This is a genomic window from Micromonospora sp. NPDC049679 (assembly GCF_040659735.1).
Lineage (GTDB): Bacteria > Actinomycetota > Actinomycetes > Mycobacteriales > Micromonosporaceae > Micromonospora_I.
In genome coordinates this window covers 58788-76031 of the sequence record NZ_JBFANZ010000020.1, presented here as the reverse complement: position 1 = coordinate 76031, position 17244 = coordinate 58788, and the positions used below count along the sequence as shown (strand labels likewise).

The window sequence follows — 17244 nt, the reverse complement described above, 5'->3', positions numbered from 1 at the left end:
CTGTCATCCGTCAGCTCTGGCGTGTTCATCCCCGGTCGAGAACTATGACGGGTGATCCCCCAGGACGGTCCCGGCCGGCATCCGCCGCGGGACGACCGTCCGCCCCATCGACTGGGAGAAACCGATGAGCCGACCGCGCTCGCGCGGCTGGGCGGCCCTGCGTCACCTCGCCACGCCCGCCCTCGCACTGGCCGTCATCGCCACGATACCGATGGCGACGACAACCTCCACGACCACGACCGCCGACCGCTCCGCGGCGGCGCTCGCCCCGGTCACGGTCTCCTACGGCACACCCGCCGCCGCGACCGTCAAGGGCAACTTCCTGAGCTACAACGACTTCCACGGCGCCATCGACCCGCCCACGGGCAGCGGCGCGGTCGTCAACGGCACTCCCGCCGGCGGCGTCGAATACCTCGCGACCTGGCTCAAGAAGCTCCGCGCCGAAGCCGCGGCCGAGGGCCGCAAGACCACCACGGTCGGAGCCGGTGACCTGATCGGCGCGAGCCCGCTGGTCAGCGCCGCGTTCCACGACGAGCCGACGATCGAGCTGATGGACCTCGTCGGGCTCGACATCAGCTCCGTCGGTAACCACGAGTTCGACGAAGGCGTCGACGAGCTGATCCGCATGACCAAGGGCGGCTGCCACCCGGTGGACGGCTGCAAGGCCGGCCACGAGTTCGCCGGGGCGAAGTTCAACTACCTCGCCGCGAACACCGTCAGCAAGCGCACGGGCCTGCCGGTCCTCCCCCCGGTCGACCTGCGGTTGGTCGACGGCGTCCCGGTCGGCTTCGTCGGACTCACCCTCAAGGGCACCCCGCGCATCGTCAACCCGGCCGGGATCACCTCGGTGGAGTTCTCCGACGAGGTCGAGACCGCCAACAAGTGGGGCGGCCTGCTGCGCAGCTTCGGCGTGAAGTCCCTCGTCCTGCTCCTGCACGAAGGGGGCCAGCAGTCCGCGCCGCCGACCACTCCCGGCATCTCCGACTGCGCCAACTTCTCCGGCCCGGTCGTGCCGATCGTCGCCGGGCTCCGACCCGAATTCGGGCTGGTCGTCTCCGGGCACACGCACCGGTTCTACTCGTGCTCGCTGCCGAACTCGTCGGGCGCGCAGACCGTGGTGACCAGCGCCGGCAGCAACGGCCAGCTGATCACCGACATCGACTACTCGATCGACCGGCGCAGCGGACGTTTCGCGGAGATCTCCGCGCGCAACGTGATCGTCGAGAACGGCGTCCGCGACGCGGACGGCACCTGGCGCCAGACCACGCCGGGCAGCTACGTGCGCAACGCGGCGCTGGTGGATCCGCAGGCCAAGGCGCTCGCCGACACGTACCGGACCGCGGTCGCTCCGATCGCCAACCGGGTCGTGGGCGCGATCACCGCGGACATCGTCCGGGACAACCAGCCCAACCAGGAGAGCCCGCTCGGTGACGTCATCGCCGACGCCCAGCTCGCCTGGACCCGCGACAACGGCGCGCAGATCGCCCTGATGAACCCGGGTGGCGTCCGGGCCTCGCTCTCCTACGCCGCCTCCAGCGGCGGCGAGGCCCCCGGACAGATCACCTACGGCGAGGCGTTCACCGTGCAGCCGTTCAACAATCTGGTGGTGACGCAGACCCTCACCGGGGCCCAGCTCAAGGACGTGCTGGAGCAGCAGTTCGTGGGCTTCGCCGGACAGACCAGCCAGCGGGTGCTGCAGGTGTCGGCGGGCCTCACCTACTCGTACGACACGAGGCTCTCGGCCGGGCAGCGGGTCAGCGGGCTCTCGCTCAACGGCGTCCCAATCGACCCGGCCGCGAGCTACCGGGTGACCACCAACGACTTCCTGGCCAACGGCGGCGACGGGTTCACGACGCTCTCGGCGGGGACCGGCCGGACCACGGCGAACGGCTTCGACGTGGACGCGCTCGTGGGCTACCTCGGGGCCGGCGCACCGGTCGCGCCGGGGCCGGCGAACCGCATCACGCGGCTGGGATGACCCGGGTACGGGCCCGGATCCGGACGGCATCCCAGCCGCTCGAATCCGGGTCCGTCCCATTAACTGGCGAATGCTTGCGAACCCAGCGTCAACGTGGGCATACTCGACCACGTGATCCACGAGGCGCGCTTTTACTTTTACTACGGCTGCGGGAGTCCGGCAGCCGTAGGTCGCGCCTGAGCACACAGACCTACGAAAAGCCCCGGGCTCCTGAGCCCGGGGCTTTTCGCTTCCGGGTTCGGAGAGCCGGGGGCCTGGACCCCAGGAGCACCGAATGAAGGCGAACGTGGTGGAACAGCAGACCGACGGCCCGGCCGCGCAGACCGGCACCAACGCGCCGGAGGCGGCAGAGCGCATCACCGACCTGCGCGAACGCATCGATGAGATCGACAACGCGCTGATCGCGCTCTGGCAGGAACGGGCAGCGCTGTCGCAACAGGTCGGTAAGACACGGTTGGCCTCGGGCGGGACGCGACTGGTCCTCTCCCGTGAGCGCGAGATTCTGGAGCGCTTCCGCGCCGCTCTCGGCGCCGACGGCACCCAGCTCGCCCTGCTGCTGCTCCGGGCCGGCCGCGGACCACTGTGAAGCGCGATCCGCAGCCGTCACCGGAGGCATTTTCCCGTGACCGGGACCGCGTCCGCGTCAACGCGACCAGCCCGCGACGCCCGTGCGCGACCGCCCGGGCGCCGCGGGAGGCGTGCGGGGCGGGTGCGACGCCACGGCTTGCCGGAGTCGTCGCCGACTCCGGCAAGCGCGAGGGTTACGCCGCCTCGTGGGTCGGGACGATCTCCCGCTTCTCCGCGAAGTGACAGGCGCTGGGGTGGTCCGAGCCGGGACGCGTCTCCAGCGCCGGCGGCTCCGTGGCGCAGATGTCCTGCGCCTTCCAGCACCGGGTGCGGAAGCGGCATCCCGACGGCGGGTCGGCCGGGCTCGGCACGTCGCCGGTGAGCCGGATGATCGCCTTGTTCTGCCGGCTGTTCGGGTCGGGCACCGGGACGGCCGAGAGCAGCGCCTGGGTGTACGGGTGGGTCGGCCGCTCGTAGATCTCGTCTTCCGTGCCGGTCTCCACGATCTTGCCGAGGTACATCACCGCGACGCGGTCGGAGAGATGCCGGACCACGGAGAGATCGTGGGCGATGAAGATGTAGGCGAGACCGAACTCGTTCTGCAGCTTCTCCAGGAGGTTCATCACCTGGGCCTGGATCGACACGTCCAGCGCCGAGACGGGCTCGTCGCAGACGATGATCTCCGGACGCAGAGCCAGTGCGCGGGCGATGCCGATGCGCTGACGCTGGCCGCCGGAGAACTGGTGCGGGTAGCGGTTGATGTGCTCGGGGTTGAGCCCGACCACCTCCAGCAGCTCCTGCACCTTCTGTCGCCGGCTCGCCTTGGGGGCGACGTCCGGGTGGATCTCGAACGGCTCGCCGATGAGGTCACCGACGGTCATCCGGGGGTTGAGCGAGGTGTACGGGTCCTGCATGACGAGCTGGATCTGACGCCGCAGCCGGCGCAGATCCGCCCCGCGCTGGGAGTAGATGTCCTGGCCGCGGTAACGGACGGTGCCGCCCGTCGGCTTCTCCAGGTTCATCAGCACCCGGGCGAGGGTCGACTTGCCGCACCCCGACTCGCCGACCACACCGAGCGTCTCGCCCGAGTGCAGGTCGAGCGAGACCCCGTCGACGGCCTGGACGTGGCCGATGGTCTTCTTGAAGACCACGCCACGGGTCACGGGGTAGTGCTTGACCAGGTCACGGACCTCGAGGATTTTCTCAGTCACGGCTCACAAGCTCCTCGGCGAAGTGGCAGGCGCTGGCCCGGGTCGGCCCGAGCTGCAGCAGCGGGGGCACCTTCTCCTGACACACCGGCTGCGCCATGGGGCAACGCGGGTGGAACGGGCACCCGGACGGGATCTTCAGCAGGCTCGGCGGGAGCCCCTTGATCGTCCGCAGCTGCTGACCCTTCTCGTCGATCCGCGGGATCGACTCGAGCAGCCCCAGGGTGTAGGGGTGGGCCGGCTTCCCGTACAGCTCGTGGACGTTCGCCTCTTCGACGATCCGCCCCGCGTACATGACCGCGATCCGGTCCGCGACGTCGGCGACCACGCCCAGGTCGTGGGTGATCAGGATGAGACCCATCTGCCGCTCGCGCTGGAGTTCCGCGAGCAGGTCCATGATCTGCGCCTGCACCGTGACGTCGAGCGCGGTGGTCGGCTCGTCCGCGATCAGCACCTGCGGGTCGAGCGCCAGCGACATGGCGATCATGACGCGCTGCCGCATACCACCGGAGAACTGGTGCGGGTATTCGGTCACCCGCTGCTTCGCGTTGGGGATCTTGACCTGGTCGAGCATCTCGATGGCGCGCTTCTTGGCGTCACCGCGGCTCATCCCCCGCCGGATCCGGAACTGCTCGGCGATCTGGAACCCGACGTTGAAGACGGGGTTCAGCGCGGAGAGCGCGTCCTGGAAGACCATGGCGATGCCCTCGCCACGGATCCGCCGGCGCTGCTCCGCCGACATCTTCAGCATGTCCTGACCCTGGTAGCGGATCTGGCCACCGGTGACGAAGCCGGGCGGAGTGTCAAGGATGCCCATGATCGTCTGGGCGGTCACGCTCTTGCCGGAGCCGGACTCGCCGAGCACGGCGAGTGTTTCCCCGGCATCGACGTGGTACGTCACACCGTTGATGACCTTCGCGACGCCGTCCCGGGTGCGGAACTCGACGCGGAGGTCCTCGACCTCGAGCAGGCGGCCGGTCGGACGCCCCGAGGTGTCGAGCTGAGGTTCGGACACGATTACGTCAGACACCTGGATCTCCTACCGCAGTTTCGGGTCGAGGGCTTCGCGGACCGCCTCGCCGAGCATGACGAAGCTGAGCACGGCGACGACAAGGAACCCGGCGGGGAACAGCAGCAGGAACGGCGACACCCGGATGTAGTTCTGCGCCTCGTTGATCATGATCCCCCAGGAGACCACCGGCGACTTCAGGCCCACGCCGAGGAAGGACAGCGTGGCCTCGGCGCCGATGAAGGATCCGATCAGGATCGTCGAGTAGACGAGGACCGGGGCGAGACAGTTCGGGAGCAGATGCTTGAGGATGATCCGTCCCGGACCTGCGCCCATGGCCCGCGCGGCCATGATGTAGTCCGCTTCCTTGTTCGCCAGCACCGCGGAGCGCATGATCCGCATCGACACCGGCCAGCTCAGAATGACCAGCGACGCGATGACCATCCCCATGATCGCGTACTTGCCGCGGTTGGAGCCCGGCGGGTTGAACGAGAAGAGGATGACGATCGCGCCGAGCACGAACGGAAGGCCGAAGAAGATGTCGGCGATCCGCGACAGGATCGTGTCGAACCAGCCGCCCTTGAAACCGGCGATGATGCCGAGCGTCCCACCGATGAGCACGGTGCCGATCGTGGAGAGGACCGCGACGACGATCGAGGCTCGGGCGCCGTGAATGACCCGGGCGAAGACGTCCTGCCCCTGCACGTCGTAGCCGAACCACGCGTCGCCGCTCGGCTCGACCCGGCTGCGGGCGAGCAGCCCGTGCGTCGGGTCCACCGAGGTGAACAGCGTCGGGAAGGCGGCCATCACCAGGAACAGCAGGATGAACCCCGACGAGATCCAGAAGAGCGGCTTGCGGCTCAGGTCGTGCCAGGCGTCACCGAGCAGTCCGCGCGGCTTCTCCTTGCGATCCGGAGCGGACAGGCCGGCGTTCGGGGCGGCCGTGGTCGCGGGAACGGTGGGCTGCTCCGCCGGCGGAGTCGTCGCCATCGATCCCAAAGTCGGGTCACTCATAGCGGATCCTCGGGTCAAGTGCGGCGTAGAGCAGGTCGACCAGCAGGTTCATGAACAGGTAGATGAGCACCAGGACGACCACGATGGAGACGACGACCGCGCTCTCCTTCGTGACGATCGAACGGTAGACCTCTCGACCGATCCCGTTGATGCCGAAGATGCCCTCGGTGATGATCGCGCCACCCATCAGCGCGCCCAGGTCGGTGCCGAGGTAGGTGACCACCGGGATCAGCGAGTTGCGCAGCAGGTGGATGCCGACCACCCGACGCATCGGCAGCCCCTTGGCGATGGCGGTCCGGACGTAGTCCGCGCGCCGGTTCTCGGCGATGCTCGTGCGGGCGAGCCGGGCGATGTAGGCCATCGAGACGCTGCCGAGGACGAACCCGGGGAGGATGAGCTCGGCGAAGCCGGGCGGGTTCGTGACGGTCGGGTTGACGATGTGCCACTGCACGCCGAAGAGGTACTGCAGCACGAAGCCGGTGACGAACGTCGGCAGGGCGATCAGGAACAGCGTCGAGACCAGGACCAGGTTGTCCAGGAAGCCGTTGCGCCGCAGGCCGGTGAGGACACCGGCGGTGAGGCCGATGAGCGCCTCGACGGCGAGGGCCACGATGGCCAGCTTCAGCGTGTTCGGGTACGCGGTGAGGATGATGTCGCTGATTTCCCGACCGCTGAAGTTCACTCCGAAATCACCCTGGAGCAGGTTCTTCATGTAGTTGCCGTACTGCGTCCAGATCGGATCGTTGAGGTGGTACTTCTCCGTCATGAACTGGATGTAGGAGTCCGGGCAGCGCTTGTCGCCGCACTTGCCGGCGAAGGGATCGCCGGGGACGCTCCAGACGAGAAAGTAGATGAGGAAGGTGGTCCCGAAGAAGACGGGGACTAGTTGGAGCAGCCGTCTCAGCACGTAACGGCCCATGGGTCCTCCAGACACAGGCGCCCGGTAGGGCGCCGACACGGGTTGGTGGAGCAGCGGGGGCAGATGCTCGCACCCCCACCGGACCGCCTCAGGTCCGGCCCACCGGTAGGTGGGCCGGACCTGAGGCTTTCAGTCAGTTACTTGAGCTCGACCGAGGAGAGGTCGATCTCGCCAACGTTGGTCGTCTGAACGTTCTTGACCTTGTTGGAGGTGCCGGACTGCTGGTTCGAGAAGTAGATCGGCATGGTCGGGACGTCCTTGTCGACCTGCGCGACCGCCTCGGTGAACTTGGCGTGCGCCGCGTCCACGTCAGCAGCAGCGGTGCCCTGCTTGTACAGCTCGTCAACCTGCTTGTTGCTGTACAGGCCGTCGTTCGACGAACCGCCCGTGGTGAACAGCGGGCCGACCCAGTTCTCCACGTCCGGGTAGTCCTGCTGCCAACCGGCGCGGTACGGGCCCTTCATCTGGTGGGCGTTGATCATCTGACGGAACACGGCGAAGGTCGGGATGCCCTCGGCGCGCGCGTTGATGCCCAGCGTGTTCTTCACGCTCTGCGCCACGGCCTCCATCCACTCCTTGTGGCTGGCGTCCGCGTTGTAGTAGAAGACCATCTCGCCCTGGAAGCCGCCGGCCTTGGCGAGCAGCGCCTTGGCCTGCGTCGCGTCGTACGTGCAGGCGGTGCAGTTGCCTTCCTTGTTACCCGGGGTGAGCGGGTTCGCCCAGCTGTTGGCGGGCTTGCGCGCACCGAAGAAGATCTTCTCGCTGATCTCCTGACGGTTGACCGCGAGCGAGATCGCCTTGCGCAGGTCGGCGTTCTGGAAGCGCTTGTCGTAGATCGGGAAGGCGATGATGCCGGTCGACGGGATCGGCGCGTCGATCGCCCGGTCGCCCAGGTCGCTCTTCCACTTGTCACCGGCGAGCGCCGAGACGGGGATCTGCTGCTGGAAGTCCAGGCTGTTCGACAGCAGGTCGTTGTAGGCCGCCGTGTCGTCCTGGTACAGCTTGACGGTGACGTCCTTGATCTTGACCTTGTCGTCCAGGCTGTAGTCGTCGAAGCGCGTCAGCTTCAGCTCGACGTTGTCCTGCCACGACACGAACTTCACCGGGCCGTTGCCGACCGGCTTCTTGCCGAACTCTTCGGGCTTGCTCGTGAAGAACGCGTCCGGCAGCGGCATGAAGGTGCTGTAGCCGAGCATCGTCGGGAAGATCGAGAACGGCGCGCCGAGAGTGACCGTGAAGGTGTGCTCGTCGACGACCTTGAGGCCCGACATCACCTTGGCCTTGGGCTCCGGCGCCTTCTTCGCGCCGTCCGGGCCGTCCGGGTCCTCGGTGTGGACGTCGGAGAAGCCCTCGATCTGGCTGAAGAAGCTGCCGTTCTGGGCCCCGTTGGGCGAGTAGGCGCCCCAGTTCCAGGCGTCGACGAAGTTCTTCGCCTTCACCTCGGTGCCGTCGTGGAACTTGGTGCCCTTCTTGAGCTTGATCGTGTAGACCTTGGAATCGGTCGTCTCGATCGACTCGGCAACCGCGTTCTTCGGCGCACCACCGTCGTTGGGGTAGGTGACCAGGCCGGTCCACATGAAGTCGACGACCTTGCCGCCACCGGTCTCGGTGGTGTTCGAGGGGATGAGCCCCACCTCGGGCTGGGTGCCGTCGATCGTGATGGCGCCGTTGGCGGTGTCGCCACCGGACTTCCCGCCGCTGTCGCCGCTGCTGCAGCCGGCCGCGACGAGCGCAGCGGCAGCGGTCAAAGCGACCGCACCCGCCCGCTTCGAAACTCTCATTTCGGGGGCCTCCCTTTAGTTATTGCTGGTGTTCCTGCTGTATCCGGCAGCCCCCGGTCAGCGCCGGCCAACTGCCCGACGCCGCCCGGCGCGCCGCCGGCGAGCTTCACCGAAGATCGGTGAAGCCCGTGACGCTTGATGATCCGCTCAGACGCGCCACCACCGCGGCATGGCGCGCCAGGAAGAGTCATTCGCACACACAACCGTTATTGCGGTGTCCGTGCGCATGAGGCGCCTCCTGAGCGCTCACACAGTCGGGTGAGGTGAGTGACACTGTGACACCGACATGCCCATTGCGTGAAGGTGCCGTTATCAAGCCGATACGCTGCCGGGACGATGCCGATACGGAATCAAGATCAATTTCCCTTGTGAGGAAAGGCCTTTGACCAGGGATTTCGGATCGCCGGTTCGCAACAATACCCCAGAGTACGATCGGTCCCGGCGACCTCACCTCCGTCGACTTCGCCACTCTCCGACGCTCGCCGGGCACTCGCCGTATTCGCCCATCCGGGCGATGTCACTTCGGCTCGCCACGACCACCGACGGATGGATCGACAAGCGGGATCGAGGTCGCCGGGACCGGAGCCGTGGGCGTGCGCGACGCTCAGACGAGTCGGCGGTCCGCCGCCCACCGGGACAACTCGTACCGGTTGGACATCTGCAGCTTGCGCAGGACGTTCGAGACGTGGGTCTCCACCGTCTTGATCGAGATGAAGAGCTCTTTGGCGATCTCCTTGTAGGCGTACCCCCGCGCCAACAGACGCAGCACCTCGCGCTCCCGGTTGGTGAGCTGGTCGAGCTCCGGGTCGGCCACCGGCGCGTCGGGACGGGCGGCGAAGGCGTCCAGCACGAAGCCGGCCAGCCGGGGGCTGAACACGGCGTCGCCGTCGGCGACCCGCCGGATCGCGGTCGCCAGGTCGTCGGGCGAGATCGTCTTCGTGACGTACCCGCGCGCGCCGGCCCGGATCAGACCGATCACGTCCTCGGCCGCGTCGGAGACCGACAGGGCCAGGAAACGGACGGACGACGCCGCGGCGGGGGCAGGGGCGCCGCGGTCGCGCGCGCCCCGCAGCACCGCGTCGAGCACCGCCCGGCCGCCGCCATCCGGCATGTGTACGTCGAGCAGCACGACGTCCGGCTCCATCGTCGCGATCCGGGCGACCGCCTCGGCCACCGTGCTCGCCTCGCCGATCACATCCACGTGCGCACCCAGTTCGGCGCGGACCCCCGCCCGGAACATCGCATGGTCGTCGACGAGGAAGACGCGCAGACGCCGCTCCTCCGCGGTACCCGGATCCGTACCGGCCTCGATCGGCTGGTCGTTCATCACTGTCTGTCCTTCCCTGCGCTGGAGGTGGCCCGTGCCATCGGCAGGATCAGCCGCACCTCGGTGCCGTCCCCCGGCTCACTGCGGATCTCGGCCCGCCCGCCGTGCCGTTTCATACGCCCGATGATCGAGCCGCGTACGCCGTGGCGATGATCCTCCACCGTGCTCAGATCGAAGCCGGCGCCACGGTCCCGTACGAACACGCTGAGCTGCTCCGGCTCCACCTCGGCGTAGAGCGACACCGTCTGCACCTTGGCGTGGCGCGCCGCGTTCACCAGGGCCTCGCGGGCGGCGGCGACCAGTGCCGCGACCCGCTCGTCGTTCTCCCGGTCACCGACCACCACCGCCTCCACCGTGATCGCGTACGTGTCCTCGACCTCGGCCGCCGCCTGCTCCAGCGCGGCGGCGAAGCGCTCCGTGGGCGAAGCGGTCGGCTTGTAGAGCCAATTGCGCAACGAGCGCTCCTGCCCACGGGCGAGCCGCTGCACCGCCTTGACGTCGGCCGCGTTGCGCTGGATCAGGGCGAGGGTGTGCAGCACCTGGTCATGCACCATCGCGGCGAGCTCGGCCCGCTCCTGCTCGCGGATCCGCCCCTCCCGCTCGGCCCGCAGCTGGTTGTACGTACGCCAGAGCACCGGCGCGGCCACCACGCCGACCCCGGCGAGCCCGACCAGCGCGAAGATCACGCCGTTGACGACGGCGTCGAAGTTTCCCTGCGGCGAGTAGACCGCGACCACACCGATGACCCCGACGGCCACCAGCACGCCGCCGCCGATGAACCGCAGCAGGAACGAGCGGCGGCCGGTCTCGTCGACCACGGCGGCGAGCCAGGGCACCTGCGGGAGCGTGTCGCTCCACATCTGCCGTCGCTCCGGCGCGGACTGGTGCCAGATGATGCCGGCGCCGACCGCGATGATCGCGACCAGCCAGCCCGCGGTGGCGCTCACTCCCGCCGAGCCGAAGAGCAGGATCTGCAGCAGCATCACGCCCAGCCCGATCGCCACGAACGGCAGCAACTGGCTGAGGTCGCGCCGGGGCGGCGGGTCGGCGGTCGCCGGCTGGGGCGGCAGCACGGCCCAGAACGCCGCGTAGAGGAGCACACCCAGGCCGCTGAGGCTGAGCAACACGACGAACCCGATCCGGATCCGCACGGCCGAGATGCCGAGGTGGTGCGCGATCCCGGCGGCGACGCCGGCGACCACCCGCTGATCACGTGCGCGGTACAGGCGGGGCGGCTGCATCGGGGTGCTGATGACTGGCTCCTGTCGTGGCGGCGGAGGGGCGGCGGGCACGCCCGTCCGATCGGGCCGGCGGCGCCGATACCCGCTGCGTACCGGCCCTTTCGATCGTCACATGCCGCGGCCCGCCGTCGCCATGGGGCGCGCCCCGGACATTGCCGCGTCCGCGATCTCAGGGTGCGCTCAGGGTCGGCGCCGGAGGTTGCTCGGGTGCCCGGCGGAGCAGGATCGTCACCATGACCGACGAAGCTGCCGAGTCCCGCAGACCGGCGAACACGGAGGACGCCGCTCGGGCGCGGCCCCCGCTGCCCGGCCCGGCGCCTTCCGATCCGAACGACGCGCCCCGCCCGCACGACGAGCCCACCGCCACCGACCTCGGCGCCGCGCCGACGGCCTTCTCCCACGGCCCGGACGACGAGCCGACCACCGCGTTCCCGCCGGCCGGCAGCGACCCGACCAGGCCGTTCCCGCCGGCCGCCGACGGCGACCCGACCAACCCGGGACCGCCGAGCGGGCCACCGGGCGGATCGGGTGGGACCGCTGGGCCCGGTGGGCCGGGTGGGCCGCCGCCCGGCCCGGGCGGCCCGCCGCCATGGGGCCAGGGCGGCGGGTACCCGCCGCCGTTCGCCGGGTCGGCCTTCACCTCCCGGTACGGCCTCGTCCGCCCGCGCAATGGCCGGTACCTCGCCGGCGTCTGCGCCGCGATCGGCCGGGCGACCAACACGGATCCGATCCTGTGGCGGGTGCTGCTCGCCGTGCTGGGCTTCGCCGGCGGCATCGGCATCCTCATCTATCTCGCCGCGTGGTTGGTCATCCCGAACGAGGGGGACACGGCGTCCCCCGTCGAGTCGATGCTCGGCCGGGGCCGTTCCAGCATGTCGCCGATCACGGTGCTCATCCTGAGCGTGCTCGTGGCGGTGATGTTCGGGCTCATCGTCACCGACGGGTTCCGGGCCATCGTGCTCGGCGCGGCGATCCTCATCGGGGGTGCGCTGCTGCTCAACCGCGACAGCGGAGGGCGCCCGGGACGCTTCACCCCGTCCCCCGATCCGGTCGGCCCGCCCCCGCCCGGGGCGGTGCCAACGCCGGGCTGGATGCCGCCCACCGGGCCCTCCGGGACTCCGGCCATGCCGGGCACGCCGGTCACGCCCTACCCGCCGTCGGCCGGGGACTCCGGCACCGCCGCGTCGCCGCACGCGCCATCGCCGTATCTCCCCGGCACCGCGTCCGCCCCTGCTCCGTACGCCGTCCCGCCGCAGTTCGGGGCAGCGGCTCAGTTCCCGGCGCCACCGCCGTTCGCGACGCCCTTCGGTGCACCGCAGCCCGACCCCGCGGCGTACCCGCCGGCCGCGCCGCCGCCGAGCGGTTACCGGGCACCGTTCGCCCCCCACGGTCCGTACGCCGGCCGCGGTCCCTACCCGCCCGGCTTCCAGGCGGCGCCCGTCAAGCCGGTCAAGCCACCCAAGCAACCGAAGGAGCGCTCCCCGCTCGGCGCGGCCACCTTCTCGATGATCTTCGTGGCGCTCGGCCTGGTGGCGATGGTCGATCTGACGCATGTCGCCGCGGTGCCGGTCTCGGCGTACTTCGTCGGCGCGCTGGTCACGATCGCGTTGGGGCTGCTGATCGGCGCCTGGTTCGGTCGGGCCCGTTGGCTCATCGCGCTGGGGCTGGTCGTCTCGGCGGCGCTCGGCGTCGCCAGCGTGTCGGAGTCCTACACCCAGGTACGCGGTGAGAGCGCCGACGTGAACTGGCAGCCGGCGGCGTACGAGGATCTGGCCGACCGCTACGCCAACCGGTTCGGCGACGCCGTGCTCGATCTGCGGTCGGTCGACTTCAGCGGACGGGACACGCAGGTGACGACGGCCGTCGACTTCGGTCAACTCCGGGTGATCCTGCCACCGAACGTCGACGTGGACGCACAGGTCGAAGTCAGGGCCGGCGACGCCAGGGTCTTCAACACCACCTGGAGCGGTTTCGAACAGCCCGCCCGCACCGTCACCGATGCCGGCCCGGACGGGCCGGGCGGCGGGAAGCTGCGGCTCGTCGTGCACGTGAACGCCGGCAACGTGGAGGTATACCGATGAAAGGGCACCGCACCGACGGCGTCTCGCTCACCTTCTCCGTGATCTTCCTTGGGATCGCGGCCTGGTGGCTCGCCGCCCAGGTGATCCATCTCGAACTGCCCGCCGTGGGATGGATCGTCGCGAGCGCGCTCATCCTGTTCGGCATGTTCGGTCTGCTGGGCGCCCTCCGCTCGGGTCGCTCGGCCGCCCGCACCGCCGACGCGACGACGTCGTCCGACGTCACGCCCACCACCGGCACACCGGCCGATCCGATGAGCGGTCCGGGACCCGTCAGCGGGACCCCGGTCACACCGGCGGAGGGTTTCCCGGTCGGATCGCCAGTGGAACCGGTCACCGCGCCGCCGCACGGAAGGGCCGGAGAGGGGCCGGCCTGACGCCGGCCACTGCGGCCGGTCCGGAAAGGCGCATATGCTGGCCGGTGGAGTTTCGGCTCCGCCGGCCGGTTTGCATCCCGCCCGCCCCGGCACCGCCGGGCACGGGCACTCGTCCCGGCCCGTCCTGTCTTCACCGCGAGGAGCCCGTACGACATGACCCAGTCCCCCGCCGTGCGCACGGTCGGCCCCCGCGGCCCGGTCCGTCTCGGCGACCGCGCCGCCCGCACCCTGACCACCGAGCTGGCCCGTCACCACGGCGCCAAGTCCGCGCTGCTGGTCGGGGTCGACGCCGAGTCGGCGGTGCTGGCCGCCGCGATCGAGGCGCTGCTGCCGGGTGACACGCTCACCGTCGTCCCGGCCGACGGCACCGGCGCCGCCCAGCTCCGCGACCACATCACGGCGCAGGGCAGCTGGGTGGCCGACCGGCTCCGCGTCGTCGACTCCGTCGGCGAGGCCGACCCGGCCGACGTGCTGGTGCTCGGCCAACCGCTGACCGGCACCGCCGACGAGGCGCGCTCGACCCTCGACGGGCTCAACAAGTACCTCACCGACGGCGGTGTGCTCGCCGCCGCCGTGCCGGCGCTGCCGGGCATGACGTCGGGTGCCACCGCGGAGCTGGAGCGGCAGGGCGCGCTCTTCGGCGTCGGCGCCGACCTGGTGCTGCGCAACACCCCGCCGGTCCGCGTCCACCGGCTGCGCTTCACGCCCGCCGACGCCACCGTGGCGGGCCGGCTGGGCCCGGCCTACCGCCCGTCGAGCGTGCCGCTGACCCAGAACATGCACATCGACTCCAACGGGGTGGCCGCGGCCGGCATCGCGCTGGGGCTGGCCGCGCTCACCCGCGCGGCACGACCGAAGTCGAAGCTGTGGCTGCTTCCCGCGCTCGCCGCCGCCCCCGTGGCGGCCTTCTTCCGCGACCCGCAGCGCGACGTGCCCGACGACGAGTCGGCGGTGGTGGCGGCCAGTGACGGCCGGGTGCTGTCGGTGGAGCGGCTGCGTGACGAGCGCTTCGGCGAGCAGGAGTTTCTCCGGATCGCGGTCTTCCTGTCGGTGCTCGACGTGCACGTCAACCGGACCCCGGTGGCCGGCAAGGTGGTGGACTACTTCGTCGTCGACGGTGGGTTCGCCGCGGCGATGAAGCCGGCCGCCGAGCACAACGTGGCCGCGTACACGGTGCTCGACACCGCTCGCGGCACGGTGGTGGTGGCCCAGCGTACGGGTCTGATCGCGCGTCGGATCGTGCAGCGCGCGCCCGTCGGGGCGCTGCTGGCCAAGGGCGAGCGCCTCGGACTGATCCGCTTCGGCTCGCGTACGGACGTCTACCTGCCGGCGGACGCGGCCGAGGCGCTGGTCGGCCCCGGCGACCGGGTGCTCGGCGGAGCGTCGGTGATCGCGCGCTGGCTCTGACTTCAAGGACTTTCCGGTCGATCAAGGGGTGATTCACACGGTTGACGATCAACTCGTGTTTATTACTCCTTGATCGACGGGGAAGCCCTGGTCGGTCGGCGATGGTCCAGGCAGATACACGAAGGGGCGGCCTCCGCACGGAGGCCGCCCCTTCGATCGTCTGTGGTTAGACGGTGCTGCGCTGGCGCAGCCAGAGCAGCGGACCGCTGACCAGATAGCCCACCACCACCAGGGCGAAGGTCACCCGGATGTCGACCAGCGCACCCACCAGCGGCAGCAGCCACAGCCACGGCGGAAGCTTGAGCAGCCGGGCGAGCTTGGCGTACGGGAAGCTGGAGACCATCGCGAAGGCGAGCAACGCCACCACGGCGAGCTTCGCCGGCCCGGGCACCGGCAGACCGATGAGCACCGCGAGGGCGAGCACCGCGGCCGCCATGGTGGTCGGGACGCCGCAGAAGAAGCGACCGTCCTTCGGCGACACGTTGAACCGGGCCAGCCGGATCGCCGCGCACCCGGCCACGAGGGCACAGGCGACCGCGGCACCGGCGGCCGGAACCGTGCCGGCCAACGACGCGTAGACCACGACCGGCGCGGCGAGACCGAACGAGCACATGTCGGCCAACGAGTCCATCTGGGCGCCGAACGGGCTGGAGACGCCCAACTTGCGCGCGAGCGCGCCGTCGAGACCGTCGAAGACGACACAGGCGATCAGGCAGCCGGCCGCGACCCGGACGTCGCCCTGCATCGCCAGGAAGATGGCGAGGAGGCCGAGCCCGAGGCTGGCCAGGGTGCACGCGTTGACCAGCGCGAACTTGGCACGCCGGGCGATCGTGCGCTCACCGGGGAGCAGCGGGACCACGATCGTGGAGTCGGGCTCGGCAGCGGCGCCGGACGGCCCGAAGGCGGGGCTCATCGGCGCGATGGACTCGATCTCCCGGGCGGTCATGGGGTCGACCCTGAATCGAACCATCGGGTCCATCCCGTTGACGTCACGGCGGCCCTGACGGACCACCATGGCCGGGAGGGCCTGTCCGTCGTGGCGACGCGCGACCCGGACGAGCAGCACCTGCCGTGCGAACGTGCCACTGCGGCGCAACCGTCCTGCCCACCGGCGCCCTGCGGGGCGCGGGCTGTCCGTCGTACGACGCCGACGCCATGGGGCTCTCGGCACGTATCCCTCCAACACCGGATCGGTTTATCCGCCGCCGTGGCGACCGCCCGATTTTGCGGCCTACACCATCGCACAGATGGAACGAGTTGGCGATAGCTGCGTGCGGACCTTTCTCCGTAAAACAGCACGAACCGCGCAGGTATTCCCATCTCGGGCGCGGAACCGACCGGTCGACTGGCCCAGCCCTCGATCTTACCGGATCTCATCCAGAACGGCCTTTCGTGCGATCACCGGCCCAGGTGCGCAAGGGCCGTCACGGCGACATCCGTCAGCCGGAGCCCGGCAAGCTCGATCGCGCTGAACCAGCGCGCGTCGGCCGTGGAGCCGCCCCCCACCTCGGTCACCCGCGGCTCGGTCGGCGCCTCCACGACGACCCGGAAAACGGCCCGGACCGCGTGCCAGTCGATCGGATAGCCCTCTGGGCCCATCGCCGACGGGTTCCGGTGGTGGGAGACGTCCAGGAGCCCGGTGATCCGGCCCACCTGGTCCGACTCCTCCGCCAACTCGCGCAGGAGCGCGGTCGCCGGCTGCTCGCCGTGATCAGTTCCGCCGCCCGGCAGATGCCAGCGCCCCGCACCCGGATACCCCTCGGCGATCAGGGTCAGCAGCACCCGGCCGTCCGGATCGGTCGTCAGCCCGTACGCCGCGAAGCGCTGCCCCCGCGCCGGCCGATCCTGCCCAGAGTGCTCGCCCGGGAGGACCGGGATCGTCTCGCGGGCCGGCTCCGGCCTCGGCGGCAACCCCAGCAACTCGGCGGTGAAGGCCATCATGGGCAGCTCCGCCAACCGGTCCGGCGCGATCCATTCGGCCAGGTCGGTCGTTCCGTCGGCTTCGTGCCGGACGACCCCCTCGCGCACGACCCGCACGTCGTAGATGACCCGGTCGGTGTGCTGCAGGATCGCCCGCCGCGGCAACGCCAGGACATCGGCGAGCACGGCCCTCACCCTGACCACCTCGACCGCGAGCCCGGTCTCCTCGGCGAACTCCCGCACCACCGCGCGGGCGGGATGCTCGCCGTGCTCGATGCCCCCGCCGGGGATCTGCCACAGCCCGGGCAGGTCGGCCTGCGCGGACGCGCGGGCCAGCAGGACCCGGCCGGCATCGTCACGGCACAGCCCGTACGCCGCGATGCGTCGCCGCCGTTCCAAGCCGGCACCTCCTCGGTCC

Annotated in this window: 14 protein-coding genes; 5 read left to right on the top strand and 9 right to left on the bottom strand. The window is 70.2% G+C overall.

Going from position 1 to position 17244, the window contains the following annotated elements; all coding sequences use genetic code 11:
• The first annotated feature begins 124 nt into the window (after positions 1-124).
• Positions 125-1978 (top strand): bifunctional metallophosphatase/5'-nucleotidase, encoded by a 1854-nt coding sequence (locus tag AB0J06_RS15495; protein ID WP_357428831.1) that lies wholly within the window; start codon positions 125-127, stop codon positions 1976-1978.
• 274 nt (positions 1979-2252) lie between these two features.
• Positions 2253-2564, top strand: coding sequence for a chorismate mutase (locus tag AB0J06_RS15490; RefSeq protein WP_357428829.1), 312 nt, complete (start codon positions 2253-2255; stop codon positions 2562-2564).
• Positions 2565-2739: 175 nt separating this feature from the next.
• Here the strand turns inward: AB0J06_RS15490 and AB0J06_RS15485 are convergent, their stop codons facing one another.
• The 7 genes from AB0J06_RS15485 to AB0J06_RS15455 form a co-directional block, all read right to left on the bottom strand.
• A complete protein-coding gene (locus tag AB0J06_RS15485; protein ID WP_357428827.1) occupies positions 2740-3756 on the bottom strand; it encodes a dipeptide ABC transporter ATP-binding protein in 1017 nt (338 codons plus the stop codon).
• Positions 3749-4783 (bottom strand): ABC transporter ATP-binding protein, encoded by a 1035-nt coding sequence (locus AB0J06_RS15480; protein ID WP_357428825.1) that lies wholly within the window; start codon positions 4781-4783, stop codon positions 3749-3751. The genes AB0J06_RS15485 and AB0J06_RS15480 overlap by 8 nt, the downstream gene beginning before the upstream one ends.
• A gap of 9 nt (positions 4784-4792) precedes the next feature.
• Positions 4793-5776, bottom strand: coding sequence for an ABC transporter permease (locus AB0J06_RS15475; protein WP_357428823.1), 984 nt, complete (start codon positions 5774-5776; stop codon positions 4793-4795).
• Complete coding sequence (locus AB0J06_RS15470; RefSeq protein ID WP_357428821.1) at positions 5769-6695, bottom strand: ABC transporter permease; 927 nt, start codon at positions 6693-6695, stop codon at positions 5769-5771. Before AB0J06_RS15470 ends, AB0J06_RS15475 begins: the two co-directional genes overlap by 8 nt.
• A gap of 137 nt (positions 6696-6832) precedes the next feature.
• Positions 6833-8476, bottom strand: a complete 1644-nt coding sequence (locus AB0J06_RS15465) for an ABC transporter substrate-binding protein (RefSeq protein WP_357428819.1) — start codon at positions 8474-8476, stop codon at positions 6833-6835.
• A 604-nt stretch (positions 8477-9080) separates the two neighbouring features.
• Positions 9081-9803: a response regulator transcription factor gene (locus AB0J06_RS15460; protein ID WP_357428817.1), complete on the bottom strand. Its 723-nt coding sequence runs from the start codon at positions 9801-9803 to the stop codon at positions 9081-9083.
• Complete coding sequence (locus AB0J06_RS15455; RefSeq protein WP_357428814.1) at positions 9803-11044, bottom strand: PspC domain-containing protein; 1242 nt, start codon at positions 11042-11044, stop codon at positions 9803-9805. Before AB0J06_RS15455 ends, AB0J06_RS15460 begins: the two co-directional genes overlap by 1 nt.
• A gap of 233 nt (positions 11045-11277) precedes the next feature.
• Between AB0J06_RS15455 and AB0J06_RS15450 the strand changes: the two genes are divergently transcribed.
• The 3 genes from AB0J06_RS15450 (at position 11278) to AB0J06_RS15440 (ending at position 14906) form a co-directional block, all read left to right on the top strand.
• Positions 11278-13125 carry a PspC domain-containing protein gene (locus AB0J06_RS15450; protein ID WP_357428812.1) on the top strand — a complete coding sequence of 616 codons (1848 nt, stop codon included), beginning with the start codon at positions 11278-11280 and terminating at the stop codon, positions 13123-13125.
• Positions 13122-13499: a hypothetical protein gene (locus AB0J06_RS15445; RefSeq protein ID WP_357428810.1), complete on the top strand. Its 378-nt coding sequence runs from the start codon at positions 13122-13124 to the stop codon at positions 13497-13499. The genes AB0J06_RS15450 and AB0J06_RS15445 overlap by 4 nt, the downstream gene beginning before the upstream one ends.
• A 153-nt stretch (positions 13500-13652) precedes the next feature.
• Positions 13653-14906, top strand: a complete 1254-nt coding sequence (locus AB0J06_RS15440) for a phosphatidylserine decarboxylase (protein ID WP_357428808.1) — start codon at positions 13653-13655, stop codon at positions 14904-14906.
• A 166-nt stretch (positions 14907-15072) separates the two neighbouring features.
• Here AB0J06_RS15440 and AB0J06_RS15435 read toward each other — a convergent pair whose 3' ends face one another.
• Together AB0J06_RS15435 and AB0J06_RS15430 are read right to left on the bottom strand one after the other, a co-directional pair.
• On the bottom strand, positions 15073-16002 hold the full coding sequence (locus tag AB0J06_RS15435; RefSeq protein WP_357428806.1) for a CDP-alcohol phosphatidyltransferase family protein: 930 nt from the start codon (positions 16000-16002) through the stop codon (positions 15073-15075).
• 302 nt (positions 16003-16304) lie between these two features.
• On the bottom strand, positions 16305-17225 hold the full coding sequence (locus tag AB0J06_RS15430) for an NUDIX domain-containing protein (RefSeq protein ID WP_357428804.1): 921 nt from the start codon (positions 17223-17225) through the stop codon (positions 16305-16307).
• Positions 17226-17244: the final 19 nt, after the last annotated feature.